The following is a 17,886-nucleotide window of genomic DNA, read 5'->3' as shown; positions in this document are numbered from 1 at the left end:
GTCATCGCTCCTTTGAGGTTGATAGTGCGCGCGGCCGCCAGCGGCTCAGCAGCAGGGCGTTGCCGACCACGCTGACGCTGGAGAAGGCCATCGCCGCGCCGGCCAGCATCGGGTTGAGCAGCCCGAAAGCCGCCAGCGGGATACCGACCAGGTTGTAGATGAACGCCCAGAAAAGGTTCTGGCGGATCTTCGCATAGGTGCGGCGCGATACGTCGATGGCGTCGGCCGCCAGGCCCGGGTCGCCGTGCATCAGCGTGATGCCGGCGGCCTGCATGGCGACGTCGGTGCCGGTGGACATGGCGATGCCGACGTCGGCCGCGGCCAGCGCCGGCGCATCGTTGATGCCGTCGCCGACCATCGCCACCACGGCCGGTGCGCCGTCGCTGCGGCGCAGCTGTTCGATGGCCCGCGCCTTGTCGGCCGGCAGCACCTCGGCGCGGAAATCGTCGATGCCGAGCTGCTGCGCCACCTGCTGGGCGGCGCCGCGGTTGTCGCCGGTCAGCATGATGCTGGCGATGCCGAGATCGCGCAGCGTGCGCACGGCTTGCGCTGCGCCCGGCTTGATCTCGTCGCCGAAGGCCAGCAGCCCGAGGATCCGGGCGCCGTTGCCACCGGCATCCTTGCGCGCCAGCCAGGACAGCGTGCGTCCTTGCTGTTCCAGTTCGCGGGCGCGGGCGGCCAGCGCGGGCGATTGCGCGCCCAGCTCCTGCATCCAGCGGCCGCTGCCCAGGCCATAGGCGAGGCCGTCGACAACGCCTTCGATGCCGCGCCCGGCGACGCTGCGCAACTCGCCGGCCTGCAGCCGCGGCAGGTCGGCGCGGGTGGCCGCCGCATCGGTCACCGCGCGCGCCAGCGGGTGCTCGCTGCCGGCCTGCAGCGCCGCCGACAGCGCCAGCAGGCGCGCCTGCCCGTCCTCATCGGCGGCCAACAGGTCGGTCAGGCGCGGGCGGCCCACGGTCAGGGTGCCAGTCTTGTCGAAGGCGATCACGTTGATGCGGTGGGCGATCTCCAGCGCCTGCGCGTCCTTGATCAGGATGCCATGGCGCGCCGCCACGCCGGTGCCGGCCATGATCGCGGTCGGCGTGGCCAGGCCCAGCGCGCAGGGGCAGGCGATCACCAGCACCGCCACGGCGTTGAGCACGGCCTGGGTCCAGTCGCCCGCGTACAGGCCCCAGCCGGCCAGCGTGACCAGCGAGAGCAGCAGTACCACCGGTACGAACACCGCGCTGACCTTGTCCACCAGTTGCTGGATCGGCGCCTTGGCGGCCTGCGCCTGTTCGACCATGCGCACGATGCGCGCCAGCACGGTTTCGCCGCCGATGGCAGTGGTCTCCACCAGCAGCACGCCCTCGGCGTTGATGGCGCCGGCCGCGACCTTGTCGCCGGGTTGCCTGGCTTGCGGACGGCTCTCGCCGGTCAGCATGGCTTCGTCCAGATGGCTGCGGCCTTCGCGCACCACGCCGTCGACCGGCACGCGCTCGCCGGCGCGCAGCACCACCAGGTCGCCCACGCGCACCTCGGCCAGGGCGACTTCCGCTTCCTGCCCTTCGCGGCGCACGCGGGCGCGGTCGGGACGCAAGGCATTGAGCGCGGCGATGGCGTCGGCGGTCTTGCGCTTGGCGCGGGTTTCCAGCCATTTGCCCAGCAACACCAGGGTGATCACCACGGCCGAGCTTTCGAAGTAGAGGTGAGGCGCGGCCATCTCGTGCCCTTCCATGGGGGGCGCGGCCAGCCACAGGTACAGCGACAGGCCGTAATCCGCACTGGTGCCCAGCGCCACCAGCAGGTCCATGTTGCCCGAGCGCGCCCGCAGCGCGCCCCAGCCGGCGCGATAGAAGCGCCAGCCAAGCCAGAACTGCACCGGCGTGGCCAGCAGCCATTGCCACAGCGGCGGCAGCTCGGGGACTTGGCCGAAAGGCATCAGCAGCATGGGCAGCGCCAGCGGCAGCGACAGGGCGGCGGCCAGCGCCACGGGCCACCAGGAAGGCAGGGCGGTCTTGGCGCGCGCCGGCGCGGCGCCGGCCGGCTGGTGGGGCCTGGCCTGGTAGCCGGCCTTCTCGACGGCGGCGATCAGCGTGGACAAGGGGACGGCGCCCAGCGTGTCGACGCTGGCGCGCTCGGTGGCGAGATTGACGCTGACGCCGGAGACGCCCGGCAGCTTCCTGAGCACCTTCTCGACCCGGCCGGAGCAGGAGGCGCAGGTCATGCCGGAGATATCCAGTTCGACGTGGCCGGCCTTGACGTGGTAGCCGGCCTTTTCCACCGCCGCCGCCAGCTGGCCGGCATCGACGCCGGCGCCGGCATGCGCGGTGGCGCGTTCGGTGGCCAGGTTGACGCTGGCGTCGGCCACCCCGGGAACGGCCCGCAAGGCCTTCTCCACGCGCGTGACGCAGGAGGCGCAGCTCATGCCCTCGATATCGAGGCTGAACTCGCGGGGCGGGGAAGCGGAAACGGCGGAAGTCATGGGAAAACGCTCCGGAATCTGATTGGACATGACCGCATCATCATCCTTCCCATGATGGCAAGGTCAAGGCCATTTTCGCACGAATGCGGCAAACGGGGGGCTTGACCTTGCTACGGTGGGAAGGTCTAAGCTTGTTCCATCTTCCCATTTTCATTTCCTGAAAGGAATGGCCATGAGCACCATCTTCACCGTCAACGACATGACCTGCGGCCATTGCGCCGGCGTCATCACCAAGGCCGTCAAGGATGTCGACGCCAATGCCAGGGTGGATATCGCCGTGGCCGACAAGCGCGTGGTGATCGACAGCGCGCTGCCGGCGCAGCAGTTTGCCGACGCCATCGAGGACGCCGGTTATACGCCGGTTGCGGCTTGAGCGACGCCGGGTCCTGCTCTTGCAGTTCGACCGCATACGCGCCGGCTTCGATACGCCGCTTCACGGCGACTCAGCCCGAACGGGGTTTATTGGCATGCAAGGGACGTCGCTGGGTCCCTGCTTTCGCAGGGACGACGGGTTGTGAGGTCGCTTGAGCGCACGCAGTTTATGCCAGCTTATCCATGTCGTCCCGGCGAAAGCCGGGATCCAGTGCCTTTCGTCGCGCTTCCCCCATCCTCCGTTCGGGCTGAGTAGCCGCCTTGCGGCGTATCGAAGCCTTCCTGTGTGCGGTCGGGCTGCCTTGGGCGGCCTGTTCTTGCAGTTCGACCGCATACGCGCTGGCTTCGATACGCCGTTTCACGGCGACTCAGCCCGAACGGAGTCTATTGATATGGGACGTTCGCCGCGCTCCTCGCTCCGGTGTTGACCTGATAGCCGTGCAGCAGCGTCGCTACTTGCTCAGCAAGCGCATCGCCCGTTCCAGCCCGTCGATGGTGAGCGGGAACATGCGCTCGTTCATCAGCTGGCGGATCAGCGCGATCGATTGGCGGTACTGCCACAGGCCTTCGGGCTCGGGGTTGAGCCAGGCGAAGTGGGGAAAGGTCGAGGTGAAGCGCTGCAACCATGCCGCGCCCGCCTCGGCGTTGTTGTACTCCACCGAGCCGCCCGGCTGCACGATCTCATAAGGGCTCATGGTGGCGTCGCCGACGAAGATCAGCTTGGTGTCCGGCGGGTACTTGCGCAGCAGGTCCCAGGTCGGGAAGCGCTCGGCGTGGCGGCGGCGGTTGTTCTTCCACAGGTAGTCGTAGACGCAGTTGTGGAAATAGAAGAACTCCATGTTCTTGAATTCGGTGCGCGCGGCCGAGAACAGCTCCTCGGTGCGGGCGATGTGGTCGTCCATTGAGCCGCCGACGTCGAACAGCATCAGCACCTTGATGTTGTTCTTGCGTTCCGGCTGCATGCGGATGTCGAGGTAGCCGGCGTTGCTGGCGGTGGCGCGGATGGTGTCGTCCAGCGCCAGTTCCTCTTCCAGCCCCTCGCGCGCGAAGCGGCGCAGGCGGCGCAGCGCGACCTTGATGTTGCGCGTGCCCAGCTCGCGCTCGCCGTCGTAGTCCTTGTACTCGCGCGCGTCCCACACCTTGACCGCGCTGCGCTTGCCGCCTTCGCCGCCGATGCGGATGCCTTCCGGGTTGTAGCCGCCGTGGCCGAACGGCGAGACGCCGCCGGTGCCTATCCATTTGCTGCCGCCTTCGTGGCGTTCCTTCTGCTCTGCCAGCAACTCCTTGAGGCGATCCATCAGCTTGTCGTAGCCGAACTTCTCGACGGCGGCCTTCTGCTCCGGCGTGAGGTCGCGCTGCAGCTTCTTCAACAGCCATTCGAGCGGGATCTCGGGCTTCTTCTCGAACAGCGTCTCGATGCCCTTGAAGTAGGCGCCGAAGGCGCGGTCGAACTTGTCGAAGTTGGCTTCGTCCTTGACCAGGGTCAGGCGCGAGAGGAAGTAGAACTCGTCCAGTGAAGGCGCGATGACCTGCTTGTCCATCGCTTCGAGCAGCGTCAGGAATTCCTTGATCGAGGCCGGCACGCCGGCGTCTTTCACGGTGTAGAAGAAGTCGATCAGCATAGGGTGGAGGCGGCGCCGGGCGTCAGCGTCCCAGCTTGAACTGGAGATGGCGGCGCACCGCCGGCCATTCGGATTCGATGATGGAGAACACCACGGTGTCGCGCAGCGAGCCGTCGGGCATGCGCTGGTGGTTGCGCAAGATGCCGTCCTGCTTGGCGCCCAGGCGCGCGATGGCTGCGCGCGACTGCTGGTTCATCCAGTGGGTGCGGAACTCGACGGCGATGCAGTGCATGTCCTCGAAGGCGTGCGTGAGCATCATCAGCTTGCACTCGGTGTTGATGCCGGTGCGCTGGGCGCTGGCGGCGTACCAGGTGGAGCCGATCTCGACGCGGCGATGGGCGGCGTCGGCGTTCATGTAGGTGGTCATGCCGCACAGCGCGCCGGTGTCGTTGCGCCGGATCACGAAGGGCAGCATGCTGCCTTGCTGTTGCAGCTGCAGGCGGCGCTCGATCTCGGCGCGCATGTTCTCCGGCTTGGGGATCGCGGTGTACCAGAGCTTCCACAGCTTGCCGTCGGAGACCGCGGCGATCAGCGCGTCATGGTGCTCGTGATGCAGCGGCTCGACGTTGGCGAACTGGCCTTTGAGCGTGATCGGCGAGAGGAATTGCATGGCGGTCTCCCTGGGCGCGGCGGGTGGAGGAGCGATGGGGCAGTGCTAAATCAGCGATTGTTGCGCGACATGAACACCAGCCGCTCGAACAGGTGCACGTCCTGCTCGTTCTTGAGCAGCGCGCCATGCAGCGGCGGCACGACGGCCTTGTTGTCCTTGCTGTGCAGCGCCTCGGGGCCGATGTCTTCGGCCATCAGCAACTTGAGCCAGTCCAGCAGCTCCGAGGTCGAGGGCTTCTTCTTCAGGCCGGCCACGTCGCGCACCTCATAGAAGGTCTGCAGCGCCTGCGCCAGCAGCTCGCGCTTGATGTGGGGAAAGTGCACGTCGACGATCTTCTGCATCGTCTCCTTGTCGGGGAACCTGATGTAGTGGAAGAAGCAGCGGCGCAGGAAGGCGTCCGGCAGTTCCTTCTCGTTGTTGGAGGTGATCACCACCAGCGGGCGGTGCCTGGCCCTGACCAGTTCGCGCGTCTCGTAGACGTAGAACTCCATGCGGTCGATCTCGCGCAGCAGGTCGTTGGGGAACTCGATGTCGGCCTTGTCGATCTCGTCGATCAGCAGCACCACCGGTTCGTCGGCGGTGAAGGCTTGCCACAGCACGCCCTTGACGATGTAGTTGTGGATGTCCTTGATCCGTTCGTCGCCCAGTTGCGAATCGCGCAGGCGCGAGACCGCGTCGTATTCGTACAGGCCCTGCTGCGCCTTGGTGGTGGACTTGATGTGCCATTGCAGCAGCGGGCGCCCGAGCGCGGCGGCCACTTCCTCGGCCAGCATGGTCTTGCCGGTGCCGGGCTCGCCCTTGATGAGCAGCGGGCGCTGCAGCGTCAGCGCGGCATTGACCGCCAGCTTCAGGTCATCGGTGGCGACGTAGTTCTCGGAACCACTGAAACGTTCGGGGCGTGCGGAGAAATCGGGCATGGAGCGCGGTCCTTGGTGATGGTGCCTCAATGGAGCAGCCGCTGCGCCTTACCGGGACGGAGGCTGCGGCCATCTTGTTGTATGCGAAGGAGCGGACTGCGCCGATATTGCGGCGCACGACATGCCCCTGTCAATTTCAACGAGTATAAGGGAAATCCCCCGCCGTCTCAGGGCGCTCCGCGAACCGGGTCGGGCAACGGTTGAAAACCGTGGAATCGACCCTATATGGGGAATTCCGCATGCATAACACTACAGAGACATGAAATACCTGTTTTTCAAGATGCTGGTGGTGTGGAGACGAATGCGGCACGGCATGCAGGCGCGCTATATGGATCGCCACGATGTCGGCCGGCAACTCGATACGCTGATGCGTCGCGTCGATCCCGCCGCGGACTGGCATGAACGGGCCAACTGGATGATCGACGTCGCCGAGTGGCTGCGCCACCGGCCGGCGGTGTCGCTGCTGGATCGCCAGGCCTGGCACCAGGTGCGCCGCCAGCGCCTGGAGATCATGCTGGACTGGCTCGACCAGCATCGCGATGTGCGACGCAACGTGCAGAACGCGCTGCAAAAGACGCTGCGCGAGGCCACCGGCCCCGAACTCTTTTCCACCACCGGCCTGCCGCACGAGCCCGGCTTCTTCGGCGAGCTGGCCGAACGCCTGGCGCGCATGGTGCTGCCGCGCCACCTTTCCCCGACCGATCTGTCCTCGTTGTTTACGGCGATGTTCCCCGACCCGGACGATGCCGCCTGGCTGCTGGAGCTCGACAATGAGCTGCTGGCGCGCCTGTGGAAACTGCTGGCCGACGACGGCATCTCGCACATGTACTGGCAGCAAGTGGAGGAGGCGATCACCTACCTGACCACCACCGTGATCGCCGACGGCATCAGCCCGGCCTTTCGCCAGCGCCTGGAGCCCAAGATGCCGATGCGCGCCACGCCTTTCCTGGCGCTGCGGCGCGAGATGGAGGCCTGGCTGCGCGCCAACCCTTACGACCAGGGCGCGCTGCGCAGCGTGCGCATGCTGGTGGCGGTTTGCCACGCGCAGACCGACCGCATCTATGCCCACCTGGACGAATACGGTGTCTCGGTCAGCCTGGTGTACCGGGTCGAGCGCATGCGCGCCCACCTGCAACGCATCGGCCGCCTGATCGACGTGCGCGCCGCCGTGCCCGGGGAGCCGGGCGCGGGGCGCGTGCAGCTCTTGCTGGCCGACCTGATTTCGGCCCACCACAACCGCGGCTCGGTGCGCGGGCTGATGCGGCGCAGCTTCGCGCTGCTGGCGCGCAAGATGGTCGAACGCAATGCCGACCATGGCGACCCCGCCATCGCGCGCGATCGCGCCGGCTATCGCAAGGTGCTGGCGGGCGCGTTGCTGGGCGGCGCGGTGATGGCCGGCACGGCGCTGCTGAAGGTATCGCTGGCCAAGCTGGGCATGGTGCATTTCTTCGAAGGGGCGGCGGCGTCGCTGAACTATGCCGTGAGCTTCCTGCTGATCGCCGCCGTGGGCGGTGTGCTGGCCACGCGCCAACCGGCCGTGACCGCGCCGGCGCTGGCCTCGCGCATGGGCGAGCTGGACGCGGAGGGCATGCGCGGCTTGCTGGACGAATCCGGGCGGCTGCTGCGGTCGCAGTCGGCCGGCATCTTCGGCAACCTGCTGGCGGTGGCGCCGGTAACCCTGGGACTGTGCGCGCTCGGTTGGTTCGCGCTGGGCGCCGCGCCGATGACGGCGGAACAGGCGCGCGGCGCGGTGGCGTCGTTGTCGCTGGTCGGCCCGACCCCGCTGTACGCGGCGCTGACCGGCGTGCTGCTGTGGCTGGCCAGCCTGGCGGCAGGTTTTGCCGACAACTGGTTCGCCTTGCGCCGCGTGCGCGAGGTGGTGTCCTGCAATCGCCGCCTGGTGCACGCGCTGGGGCAGTTGCGCGCCGAGCGCTGCGCGGCGTGGCTGGAGCGCAACGTCGCCACCATCGCCGGCAGCCTGGCGCTGGCCCTGCTGCTGGGCATGGCGCCGGTGCTGGCCGCTTTCTTCAGCCTGCCGCTGGATATCCGTCAGGTCACGCTGGCGGCCGGCACGCTGGCCGCGGCCGGGTTCAGCCTGGGCTGGCAGGCGCTGGCCACGCCTGAGTTCTGGCTGGCCGCGGGCGGGGTGGCGATCACCGCGTTGTTGTCGGTGGCGGTGGCCTTCGCCTGCGCCCTGGCGCTGGCGCTGCGCTCACGCGACCTGCCGCGCCGCGTGCGCCGCTTCGCCATGCGCGCGGTGTTGCGCCGTTTCGTCGTGGCGCCCGGCTTCTTCATGCTGCCCGAGGCGCGCGATGCGGCGGCGCACGATGAGGATGAGGACGGCCCCGAGGATGAGGGTGAGGACGGCGGCGACACCCCCGAGCCGGCCGGAGAGGCCGCCCCAGCCGCTGGCGACGCGCTCCCGCAAGCATCGCGGCGGCGCGCCTAGGGCTTGGGCAGCGCGTGATGCAATACCGGTAATATTGCAGCGCATATAATTGTCCGGATTCCCGGCGGCCCGCTACCGGCGGGCTGTTGCGGCCGATTTCGGGGTGTTCCCCACAGGGATGACTGCGCCGAGTTTATTGGGTTAGAATCAAACGGTTTTTTGCGTAAGCAGGGGGAGTGGAAGAGACAAGCTTAAGCCGAAACAACGGTTGAGCCATAGCAGAACAGCCAAACCTGCCGACCCAGAAGCAAGCGAACGAGCACGACAAATTTGCCGCTGGCAGCAAAAAATCGGTTTCGTCCAAGTCCAATTTACCTACCCTGCTCACATGAAAAAACACCTCGTGTTTCTTGCATTGGCTGGCGTCGTCGGCTGCGCGTCCGCGGCGGACATCGTCGGCAATGCCAAGGCTGCTGAAAACAAAGTCTCCATGTGCATCGGCTGCCACGGCATCCCGGGCTACAAAGCCACCTTCCCCGAGGTCTACCAGGTTCCCCTGTTGGGCGGCCAATCTGCCAAGTACATCGAAGACGCATTGCGCGCCTACCAGAAGGGCGAGCGCAAGCATCCTTCGATGATGGGCATCGCAGGCAGCCTGTCGGACCAGGATATCGCCGACCTGGCCGCCTATTATTCGCAGCAGAAGTAAGGGAGGACACGAGATGAAAAAGATTCTGACCCGACGGGCGGCGTTGCTGGCCGTCCTGTGCGCGATATCCCTGTCGGCCGGCGCGGCCGACCTGGTCGCCGGCGAGGTGGCGCTGAAAAAATACAATTGCGCCTCCTGCCACGGCGCCGACTTCAATTCGCCCACCGAGCCCGGCTATCCCCGGCTGGCCGGCCAGCACCAGGACTACCTGAAGCATGCGCTGACGGCCTATCGCCGCGGCGACACGGCAATGAACGGACGCACCAACGCGGTCATGAGCCTGCAGGCCAAGCCCCTGTCCGACCAGGACATCAACAACATCGCCGCCTACCTGCATAGCCTGCCGGGTTCGCTGGTGCTGCGGAAGTGATGCCAAGCGGCGACCATGAAAAAAGCCACGCGCGTGCGTGGCTTTTTTTTCGGCGATGGGCGGCGTTGCGGTTCAGCCCTGCGCGCGTCGCCTGACGCTTTCGATGTAGGCCGCGCCGTCGGGCGGCAGGCCGCTGCGCTGCGCGTTCCAGATCATCTCGCCCAGGCATTCCATGATTTCATGGTGGGCCTCGTGCTCGGAGCCGCGGCGTTGCGCCAGCAACTGGAAGGCGCCGCGGATGCCGGGCGGCTGGTCGATCGAGATCTGCTCGGTGATCGACAGGTGCATCGACAGGTGCAGGAAAGGGTTGGTCTGGCCGCGCTCGACCGAATAGTCGGCGGCCAGCGCTTCTTCGACGTCGCGCAGGTCGTCCTGGTATTCGGGGTGCTGCATGATCCAGTCGCGCGCGATGGCCTCGATCGGGGTCAGGATTTCATGGCCTTTGTGCTTGCGGTAGGCATCGCAGAAGAAACGGCGGACATCGTGCTGGGACGGGGTGAACATGGCGCTGCGGGACAGAATCCCAAAACTCGGTGAAGCCTCTATTCTACGCCGCCTCGGCGTCGGCTTCAGGGCGACGAGGGCGTGGCGGGCATCCGGCGCGCAATATCGCGCGCCGGTATGTCACAGCGTGCTTGTCTTGCAGTAATATCATTTCCCGGAGACAAGTTTCACGCCAATCGGCCATAAGCAAAACCCGCTTGCGCAGGCCTGCCGCAAGGCTCGCGCAGGAACGGGCAAAAAGAAGGAGGACCGCATGCGTCCTGCAGGAAGCAATCCGCTTCATCCCCGCCGCCATTGGCGCGCCATGCTGGTTTTGCTGGCCACGGCCTGCTGCCTGGCAGGCCACGCGCAGGCGCGCTCGCCCGCACGGGCGGGCCCGGTTGCGGCGCCGTCCGTGGCCGCCGGCGCCGCGACCGAGGATGCCGACACCTTGCTGATCGGCTTCGCCGGCCCGCTTTCCGGGCATTCGTCCGGCGTGGGCAAGAGCATGCAGAACGCGGTGCAGCTGGCGCTGGACGAGGCCAACCGCAAGGGCGTGCGCGTGGCGGGCAAGAACTACCGCTTCAAGCTGGCGGCCCAGGACGACCGCGCCGACGCCGGCACCGCCGAATATGTGGCGCGCTACCTGGTCAGCCAGAAGGTGCTGGCCGTGGTGGGGCACTGGAACAGCAGCGCCACGCTGGCGGCGGCTCCGGTCTATCATGCCGCCGGCGTGATCCAGGTGTCGCCGGCCAGCATGAGCCGCCGTTTCACGGAAATGTCGTATCCGGCGGTGTTTCGCACCATTCCCAACAACGTCAGCGTGGGCCGGCTCTCGGCCGAGTTCGCCGTGCGCAAGCTGGGCGTGAAGACGCTGGCCACCATCGACGACCGCACCCCGTTCGGTCGCGGCCTGGCCGAACAGGTCGCGCGCACCGCGCGCGACCAGGGCGTGGAGGTGGTCGGCAGCTATTCGGTCAGCGACAAGACATCGGACTTCAACAGCCCGTTGAAGCAGATACGCCAGCGCAATCCCGACCTGATCTTCTTCGGCGGGATGGATTGGCAGGCGGGCCTGATTGCCAAGGCGATCAAGCGCCTGAAGATAAACAGCCGGTTGATGGGCTCGCCCGGCACGGTCGGACTGCCGTTCCTGATGCAGGCGTCCGCCGACGGCAACGGCATGCTGGTGCTGGAGCCCGGCGCCGCGCCGGACAAGATGGCCGGCTGGAAATCCTTCCGCCAGCGCTACAGCGAGAACTTCGACACCAACGTCGACCTCTACGCGATCTTCGCCTACGATGCGGCCCAGGCGCTGGTCAACGCCGTGCGCCAGGCCAACAGCATCGACCCGGCCGGCGTGGCGCGCGAGATGCACAGGCTGCGCTTCGCCGGCGTGAGCGGCACCATCGCCTTCAACGAGGAAGGCGACCTGCTGCAGCCGACCTTCACCATGTATGAGGTGCAGGACCAGCGCTGGATGCCGCTGTTCCAGGTCGACGGCGGCACGCTGCGCTGAGGCCGGCGATCGCGACGGCGCGGCTGGGAGAGGGCGGGTTCAGACGCCCTTTTGCGGCAGCGGCGTCTTCTGTTTGAACTCGCACAGGTCGGCGATCACGCAGTTCCAGCATTGCGGCTTGCGGGCGATGCAGGTGTAGCGGCCGTGCAGGATCAGCCAATGGTGCGCATCCTGCAGGAACTCGGGCGCGACGAACTTCATCAGCTTGCGCTCGACCTCATCCACATCCTTGCCTGGCGCCAGGCCGGTGCGGTTGGAGACGCGGAAGATATGCGTGTCCACCGCGATGGTGGGATGGCCGAAGGCGGTGTTCAGGACCACGTTGGCGGTCTTGCGGCCCACTCCCGGAAGGGCTTCCAGTTCTTCCCGCGATTGCGGCACCTGGCCGCCGTGCCGCTCGACCAGCATGCGGCAGGTCTCGATGGTGTTCTTGGCCTTGGTGCGGAACAGGCCGATGGTCTGGATGTAGGGAATCAGGCCGTCCACCCCCAGCCGGTAGATCTGCTCAGGCGTATTGGCCACCGGGTAGAGCTTGCGCGTGGCCTTGTTGACCGAGACGTCGGTAGCCTGGGCCGAGAGCAGCACCGCGATCAGCAGTTCGAAGGGCGTGGTGTATTCCAGCTCGGTGCGCGGGCTTGGGTTGGCCTGGCGCAGGCGCTCGAAGATTTCGCGGCGTTTGGTCGGGTTCATGGGCGGTGAGGTTCTGGTGGGGCGGCGTGGATGAGCTCAGGAGCCGGAGGGGTTGTCCTGCGATGCCAGTTTCTTCAGCCGCGCGCGCTCCATGGCGGCCTGGATGATGGCTTTCTTGCGCGCGTTTTCGGCCTGCTCCTCGGGCGTGCCGGCTTCGGCGGCTTCCACTTCCCTGAGCTTGGCGGCGGCCTTGGCGGCCAGCCTGGCGTCGTTCTCCTGCTTGTCGCGCTTCAGGCGCACGGCGCGCCAGTCGTGGCGCGCGCGGGCGGCGTCGGCTTGCGGCTGCGACCACGCCTGCCAGCCGGAGCGTCCCGGCGTGGCCTCCACCAGCGCGATGCAATCCACCGGGCAGGGCGCCACGCATAGCTCGCAGCCGGTGCACAGCGCGTCGATCACGGTATGCATCTGCTTGGCCGCGCCGGCGATGGCGTCCACCGGGCAGGCCTGGATGCACAGGGTGCAGCCGATGCAGGCCTGTTCATCGATCACCGCCAGCAAGCGCGGCTGTTCCCGGCCATGGACCGGGTTCAGCGGGATCACCGCGCGGCCCAGCAGCTGCGACAGGCGCGCGACGCCCTCGGCGCCGCCGGGCGGACACTGGTTGTGGGCGGCGCGGCCCTCGGCGATGGCTTCGGCATACGGACGGCAGGCCGGATAGCCGCACTTGGTGCACTGGGTTTGCGGCAGCAGGTCTTCGATCCGGTCGGCGAGGGTGGGCGGGGCGGTCGATGTGGTGGCGGATGGCGGCACGTCGGTAGGGCAGGTCAACAATGCAAAGGCGACATTATCCGGGGAAATCGGGGCGAAGTCATGCCGTCCGACAGCGCGCCGCCTGCGCCAGCGCAAGCAATCGTCCTTAGAACCGCTCGTTATGAGAGGCAATCCGGCTGAACTTCAGGCTTTTTGCGCCATCCATCGAGAAGCACCGGATGCGAGGCGTCCGGATCCCTTACCGGAACCGCGCGAAAGAGCACCATGATCAAGTTCCCAGGACCCGCCGCCGGCGGGCGCTCCCTCGAAGTCGACTTCTTTCGCGGCGTGGTGCTGCTGATGATCGTGGTGGACCATATCTCGGGCAGCATGCTCGGCCAGTTCACGCTGCAGCGTTTCGCCATCTTCGACGCCACCGAGGTCTTCGTCTTCCTGGCCGGCTACGCCACCGCCGCCGCTTATACCGCCATCGCCGACCAGAAGGGCAACGACGTGGCGCGCTGGCGCTTCCTGCAGCGCGGCTGGCAGCTGTACCGTTCCTTCCTGCTGACGGTGGCGCTGATGCTGGCGATGGGGCTGCTGTTCACCGCGCTGCGCCTGCACGCGCCGACGCTGGAATACACCGACATCGGCACCTTCATCGACGAGCCGCTGCAGATCGGGGCCGAGATGCTGCGCCTGGCGCGCCAGCCCTACCTGTCGAGCATCCTGCCGATGTACATGCTGTTCGCGCTGGCTTCGCCGGTGATCGTGCCCGCGGTGCGCCGCCGTCCTTGGCTGGCGGTAGCGGGCAGCCTTGCCGTTTGGGGCCTGGCGCCGCTGCTGGCGCGTTTCCTGCCGACGGTGACGCCGGCAGGCTGGACCTTCAATCCCTTCGCCTGGCAACTGCTGTTCGTCATCGGCGCGGTGTGCCGGCTGCATCCGCTCAAGAGCTACCAGCGCGAGGATGCCGACGCCGCGCTGCGCCGGCGCAAGCTCACGCGCATCGCCGCCGCGGTGGCGATCGGCTTCCTCTGCATGCGCATGTTCGTCGAGTTCGATCCCGGCCCGGTGTTCAAGCAAAACCTGTCCTCGCTGCGCGTGGGCAGCTTCATGGCGGTGCTGTGGCTGGTGGCGATGATGGTGCGCCAGGGCTGGATCCGGCAGCTGGCCGACCGCCTGTCGCTGGTGGTCACGGTCGGCAAGAACGGCCTGGTGTGCTTCGTCTCGGGAACGATGATCTCGCTCCTGGCCGACATCCTGCTCTACCTTGCCACGGATGGCCGGCCCGGGCGCTGGGCCGGCTTGCTGGCCGACATGGCCGCCATTGCCTCCATGCTCGCCATCGGCGTGCTGGCGCAGGCGTGGGCGGAGCATCGCAAGCGCAACAGGGAGCGGCGCGCGCGACCTGCACACGCCCACTGAGCGCGGCAAGCGGACGAAAAAAATCCGGCGCCCGGAGAACCGGTGCGCCGGATTTCTCATTTCATACTGTCGCGCTTACGCCTTGCTGCGGATGAACTCGGCGATCTTTGGACAGACGATCTCGCGCCAGCGGCGGCCCGAGAAGATGCCGTAGTGGCCGGCCTTGGGCACCGTGAAGTGCTGCTTGCGCGCTTTCGGGATGCCGCTGCATAGATCCTGCGCTGCTTCGGTCTGGCCCGAGCCGGAGATGTCGTCCAGCTCGCCCTCGATGGTGAACAGCGCCACCGACTTGATGTCCTGCGGGCGCACCGGCTTGCCTTCGATTTCCCAGGCGACGCGCGCCAGGTCGAAGTCCTGGAACACGATCTTGATGGTTTCGAGGTAAAACTCGGCCGGCATGTCCAGCACCGCGTTGTACTCGTCATAGAACTTCCGATGCTCCTCGGCGGAGGCGTCGTCGCCGTCCCGCAGGTGCATGTAGAAATCCCAGTGGCTCTGCGCATGGCGGCGCGGGTTCATCGCCACGAAGCCGGCGTGCTGCAGGAAGCCGGGGTAGACCTTGCGGCCGAAGCCGGGATAGTTGGCCGGCACGCTGTAGATCACGGTGTTCTCGAACCAGGCGTAAGGCTTTTCGGTGGCCAGGTCGTTGACCGAGGTCGGCGACTTGCGGGCGTCGATCGGGCCGCCCATCATGGTCATCGACTTGGGCAGCTTGGGATCGTTGGCGCTGGCCATCAGCGCGATGGCGGCCAGCACCGGCACGGTCGGCTGGCACACCGAGATCACGTGCACGTCCGGGCCCAGCGCGCGGATGAAGTCCTGCACGTAGTAGACGTAGTCATGCAGGTGGAAGTCGCCTTGCTCGACGGGCACCATGCGCGCGTCGGTCCAGTCGGTGATGTAGACGTCGTGCTGCTGCAGCAGCGAGCGCACGGTCTCGCGCAGCAGCGTCGAGTGGTGGCCTGACAAGGGCGCCACCAGCAGTACGGCAGGTTGTTTCAGCGCCGCGATCTGGCGCGCCGGCAGATCCTTCTTGAAATGGATCAGGCGGCAGAAGGGCTTGGTCTCGACGACCTCTTCCACGATGCCGGTGACCTTGCCGTCGACTTCCACTTCATGGATGTTGAATTGCGGCTTTTCGTATTCCTTGGACAGGCGATACAGCAGCTCGTAGCCGGCGGCGATGCGCTGGGAGAAGGGGGTGTGGGCAAGCGGGGAAACCGGATCCGAGAACAGCTTGGCGGACGTTTCCGCCCACTGCATCATCGGGTTCAGGAACGCGCGGTTGAGTTCGTGCAATTGATAAAGCATGGCTGACCTTTATACAGACGCCGGCGGGCGTCCCGGTTGCGGGCGGGGCTTTTGGCCCGGCCGGACGACGGGTGCGCCGGACTGGCATGTGCATCAAACGTTTGGCGATGGTTGTTGGCTGACAAATCATAAATATTGCAATTTGTCAACATCTTCCGTGTTGCGACGCAATAGGATAGCACGCTTTAGGAAACCTCCCTGAGGCTGGTAAGACCAAAGACAGAAATCCGCACCCAAAGTTTGGGGCACCGCGACACTTTGTCAGGGCGGCAACGAAAAAGCCCCTGCAGGGCAGGGGCTTGAGGTCATGCAGCCAGGTCGACGCCGATGAGCTTGGCGGCGGCCGGCGGGTTCAGTCGAACACCGGGCTTTCCACGCCCAGGATCTTGTGCAGCTTGGGCGAGGTGGTGGTGTACTGCATGTGGATCTTCTTTTCCGGGAAGATGTAGGGCGCGGCGCCGAAAGCGGCCAGCGCGGCTTCGTGGAAGCCCGACAGGATCAGCTTCTTCTTGCCCGGGTAGGTGTTGATGTCGCCCACGGCGAAGATGCCCGGGACGTTGGTCTCGAACTTCTCGGTGTCCATCACCTTCAGCTGCTTGCGCTCGATGTCCAGGCCCCATTCGGCGATCGGGCCCAGCTTCGGCGACAGGCCGAAGAACACCAGCAGCATGTCCAGCGGCAGGCGGCGGGTGACGCCGTCGGCGCCGGTGACCTTGACTTCTTTCAGCTTGCCGTCGGCGATCTCGGTGCCGGTGACCTGGCCGACCAGGAATTGCATCTCGTACTGTTCGCACAGTTCCTTCATCTTGGCCACCGAGGCGGGGGCCGCGCGGAATTCCTCGCGACGGTGCAGCAGGATCACCGATTCGGCCTTGCCGACGAAGTTCAGCGCCCAGTCCAGCGCGGAGTCGCCGCCGCCGCAGATGACGATGTTCTTGCCTTCGAACTGCGCCGGATCCTTGACGCGGTAGAACACCTGCGAGCCGTCGAACTGCTCGATGCCGCCGACCTTCAGCGTGCGCGGCTGGAACGAACCGACGCCGGCGGCGATGAAGATGGTCTTGGTGATGAACCTGGTGCCGGTCGAGGTCTCGAGGTCGAAGCGGCCGTCTTCGCGCTTCTGCACCACGGTCACTTCCTGGCCCAGGTGGAAGGTGGGCGAGAAGGGCTCGATCTGCTTCAACAGGTTGTCGGTCAGTTCCTGGCCGGTGCACACGGGCACGGCCGGGATGTCATAGATGGGCTTGTCGGGGTACAGCTCGACGCATTGGCCGCCGACTACCGGCAGCGAATCGATCACGTGCGCCTTGATCTCCAGCAAACCGAGTTCGAACACCTGAAAGAGGCCGACCGGGCCGGCGCCGATGATGACGGCATCGGCTTCGATGGTGCCTTCTGCCACTGCGCCCTTGACGTTGTTTTCCATGATTTCTTGATATTCCTGTTTCAGTTTCAGTTGAGAGGTTTTTTCACACTCAATTGGCTAGAGGCGGACGCCGGTTTGCTGTGAGGTCAGTCCGCGGCGGCCGGGCCGCGAAAAAGGCGGGGCGCCGCGTCGGTGAAAATTCGGGAAGACCTGGTCTTCCGCATGGCCTTGCCCGGCGGGCAAAACGCAAACGGCTGCGCATCTGGCTGGGACGGTGGAGCTGCCTGGCTGGATGCGCAACCGCAATTCTGAGGGTATTGCCTGGGACGAGTCTTGATATGCCGCAGCGATCAGCGCTGCAGGTATTGCAGCTTGTCGGTCTTGTCCTTCCATTCCTCGGCTTCGGCCAGCGGGGCCTTGGTCTTGGTGATGGAGGGCCAGTTGCGGGCCAGCTGCGCGTTCAGGTCGATGTATTGCTGCTGGTCGGCCGGCACGTCTTCTTCCGCGTAGATGGCGTTGACCGGGCATTCCGCGACGCACACCGCGCAGTCGATGCATTCGTCCGGATCGATCGCCAGGAAATTCGGGCCTTCGCGGAAGCAATCCACCGGGCAAACATCCACGCAATCCGTGTAGCGGCAACGGACGCAGGAATCGGTGACAACGTGGGTCATAACTGTCCTATCTGTAAATTTTCTTAAAACCGATGGCTAACTGCGCCGCAATTGATGGCAATATGGCACGGTTAAAATCATTTTGCGGCTGGCCTGCGCCATTCTGCGACATTTTTCCGCCGTCTTTCCCCGCCCTTCGGCGGCCCCGGAAACACGCTGCGCAACCCGCTGCAAAGCCTTGTATTTTAAGGTAATTCGATTTTTCCCACAAATGAGGCTTATACAGATTACGTATAAGTAAATAAATAACTCAGCGATAGGACCCGCCGCCGACC

General features: G+C 66.0%; 16 protein-coding genes. 6 read left to right on the top strand and 10 right to left on the bottom strand.

The annotated features are described in order from the left end of the window. Position 1: 1 nt before the first annotated feature. The gene (locus tag Herbaro_RS15050; protein ID WP_275010426.1) at positions 2 to 2,464 is read right to left on the bottom strand and encodes a heavy metal translocating P-type ATPase; all 2,463 of its coding nucleotides are present in this window, start codon (positions 2,462 to 2,464) and stop codon (positions 2 to 4) included. A 172-nt stretch (positions 2,465 to 2,636) separates the two neighbouring features. Between Herbaro_RS15050 and Herbaro_RS15045 the strand changes: the two genes are divergently transcribed. Next, positions 2,637 to 2,837, top strand: a complete 201-nt coding sequence (locus tag Herbaro_RS15045) for a heavy-metal-associated domain-containing protein (RefSeq protein WP_275010425.1) — start codon at positions 2,637 to 2,639, stop codon at positions 2,835 to 2,837. Between the two features lie 451 nt (positions 2,838 to 3,288). On the opposite strand, the gene Herbaro_RS15040 is transcribed toward Herbaro_RS15045, so the two are convergent. Genes Herbaro_RS15040 through Herbaro_RS15030 form a run of 3 tightly spaced genes read right to left on the bottom strand, consistent with a single transcriptional unit; the run spans position 3,289 to position 5,985 of the window. Continuing rightward, a complete protein-coding gene (locus tag Herbaro_RS15040) occupies positions 3,289 to 4,458 on the bottom strand; it encodes a vWA domain-containing protein (RefSeq protein WP_275010424.1) in 1,170 nt (389 codons plus the stop codon). Positions 4,459 to 4,480: 22 nt separating this feature from the next. Continuing rightward, a complete protein-coding gene (locus Herbaro_RS15035) occupies positions 4,481 to 5,068 on the bottom strand; it encodes a GNAT family N-acetyltransferase (protein WP_275010423.1) in 588 nt (195 codons plus the stop codon). 50 nt (positions 5,069 to 5,118) lie between these two features. Further along, complete coding sequence (locus Herbaro_RS15030) at positions 5,119 to 5,985, bottom strand: AAA family ATPase (protein ID WP_275010422.1); 867 nt, start codon at positions 5,983 to 5,985, stop codon at positions 5,119 to 5,121. A gap of 259 nt (positions 5,986 to 6,244) precedes the next feature. Here Herbaro_RS15030 and Herbaro_RS15025 point away from each other — a divergent pair, with 259 nt between their 5' ends. The 3 genes from Herbaro_RS15025 to Herbaro_RS15015 all read left to right on the top strand — a co-directional run bounded on the left by Herbaro_RS15025 (position 6,245) and on the right by Herbaro_RS15015 (position 9,453). Beyond that, on the top strand, positions 6,245 to 8,434 hold the full coding sequence (locus tag Herbaro_RS15025; RefSeq protein WP_275010421.1) for a transporter-like protein: 2,190 nt from the start codon (positions 6,245 to 6,247) through the stop codon (positions 8,432 to 8,434). 328 nt (positions 8,435 to 8,762) lie between these two features. Beyond that, positions 8,763 to 9,083, top strand: a complete 321-nt coding sequence (locus Herbaro_RS15020; protein WP_275014033.1) for a c-type cytochrome — start codon at positions 8,763 to 8,765, stop codon at positions 9,081 to 9,083. Between the two features lie 13 nt (positions 9,084 to 9,096). Next, entirely contained in the window at positions 9,097 to 9,453 is a 357-nt protein-coding gene (locus Herbaro_RS15015; RefSeq protein WP_275010420.1) for a c-type cytochrome, read from the top strand. Between the two features lie 72 nt (positions 9,454 to 9,525). On the opposite strand, the gene Herbaro_RS15010 is transcribed toward Herbaro_RS15015, so the two are convergent. Then, the gene (locus tag Herbaro_RS15010) at positions 9,526 to 9,957 is read right to left on the bottom strand and encodes a DUF1841 family protein (protein ID WP_275010419.1); all 432 of its coding nucleotides are present in this window, start codon (positions 9,955 to 9,957) and stop codon (positions 9,526 to 9,528) included. A gap of 253 nt (positions 9,958 to 10,210) precedes the next feature. Between Herbaro_RS15010 and Herbaro_RS15005 the strand changes: the two genes are divergently transcribed. Continuing rightward, positions 10,211 to 11,455, top strand: a complete 1,245-nt coding sequence (locus tag Herbaro_RS15005) for a branched-chain amino acid ABC transporter substrate-binding protein (RefSeq protein ID WP_275010418.1) — start codon at positions 10,211 to 10,213, stop codon at positions 11,453 to 11,455. A 39-nt stretch (positions 11,456 to 11,494) separates the two neighbouring features. On the opposite strand, the gene nth is transcribed toward Herbaro_RS15005, so the two are convergent. Both nth and rsxB read right to left on the bottom strand, forming a co-directional pair. Next, positions 11,495 to 12,145 carry an endonuclease III gene (nth, locus tag Herbaro_RS15000; RefSeq protein WP_275010417.1) on the bottom strand — a complete coding sequence of 217 codons (651 nt, stop codon included), beginning with the start codon at positions 12,143 to 12,145 and terminating at the stop codon, positions 11,495 to 11,497. Positions 12,146 to 12,181: 36 nt separating this feature from the next. Further along, a complete protein-coding gene (gene rsxB, locus Herbaro_RS14995; protein ID WP_275014032.1) occupies positions 12,182 to 12,895 on the bottom strand; it encodes an electron transport complex subunit RsxB in 714 nt (237 codons plus the stop codon). 225 nt (positions 12,896 to 13,120) lie between these two features. On the opposite strand from rsxB, the gene Herbaro_RS14990 reads away from it, so the two are divergent. Further along, the gene (locus tag Herbaro_RS14990) at positions 13,121 to 14,260 is read left to right on the top strand and encodes an OpgC domain-containing protein (protein WP_275010416.1); all 1,140 of its coding nucleotides are present in this window, start codon (positions 13,121 to 13,123) and stop codon (positions 14,258 to 14,260) included. A gap of 75 nt (positions 14,261 to 14,335) precedes the next feature. Here Herbaro_RS14990 and Herbaro_RS14985 read toward each other — a convergent pair whose 3' ends face one another. The 3 genes from Herbaro_RS14985 to fdxA form a co-directional block, all read right to left on the bottom strand. After that, positions 14,336 to 15,571: a polyhydroxyalkanoate depolymerase gene (locus tag Herbaro_RS14985; protein ID WP_275010415.1), complete on the bottom strand. Its 1,236-nt coding sequence runs from the start codon at positions 15,569 to 15,571 to the stop codon at positions 14,336 to 14,338. Positions 15,572 to 15,923: 352 nt separating this feature from the next. Continuing rightward, positions 15,924 to 16,997, bottom strand: coding sequence for an NAD(P)/FAD-dependent oxidoreductase (locus tag Herbaro_RS14980; RefSeq protein ID WP_275010414.1), 1,074 nt, complete (start codon positions 16,995 to 16,997; stop codon positions 15,924 to 15,926). A gap of 290 nt (positions 16,998 to 17,287) precedes the next feature. After that, complete coding sequence (gene fdxA / locus Herbaro_RS14975; RefSeq protein WP_079214266.1) at positions 17,288 to 17,611, bottom strand: ferredoxin FdxA; 324 nt, start codon at positions 17,609 to 17,611, stop codon at positions 17,288 to 17,290. Positions 17,612 to 17,886 lie beyond the last annotated feature (275 nt).

This window comes from Herbaspirillum sp. WKF16 (assembly GCF_028993615.1).
Classification (GTDB): Bacteria; Pseudomonadota; Gammaproteobacteria; order Burkholderiales; family Burkholderiaceae_D; genus Herbaspirillum.
The sequence above is the reverse complement of the archived record's forward strand: the minus strand, read 5'-3'. Positions and strand labels throughout refer to the sequence as shown.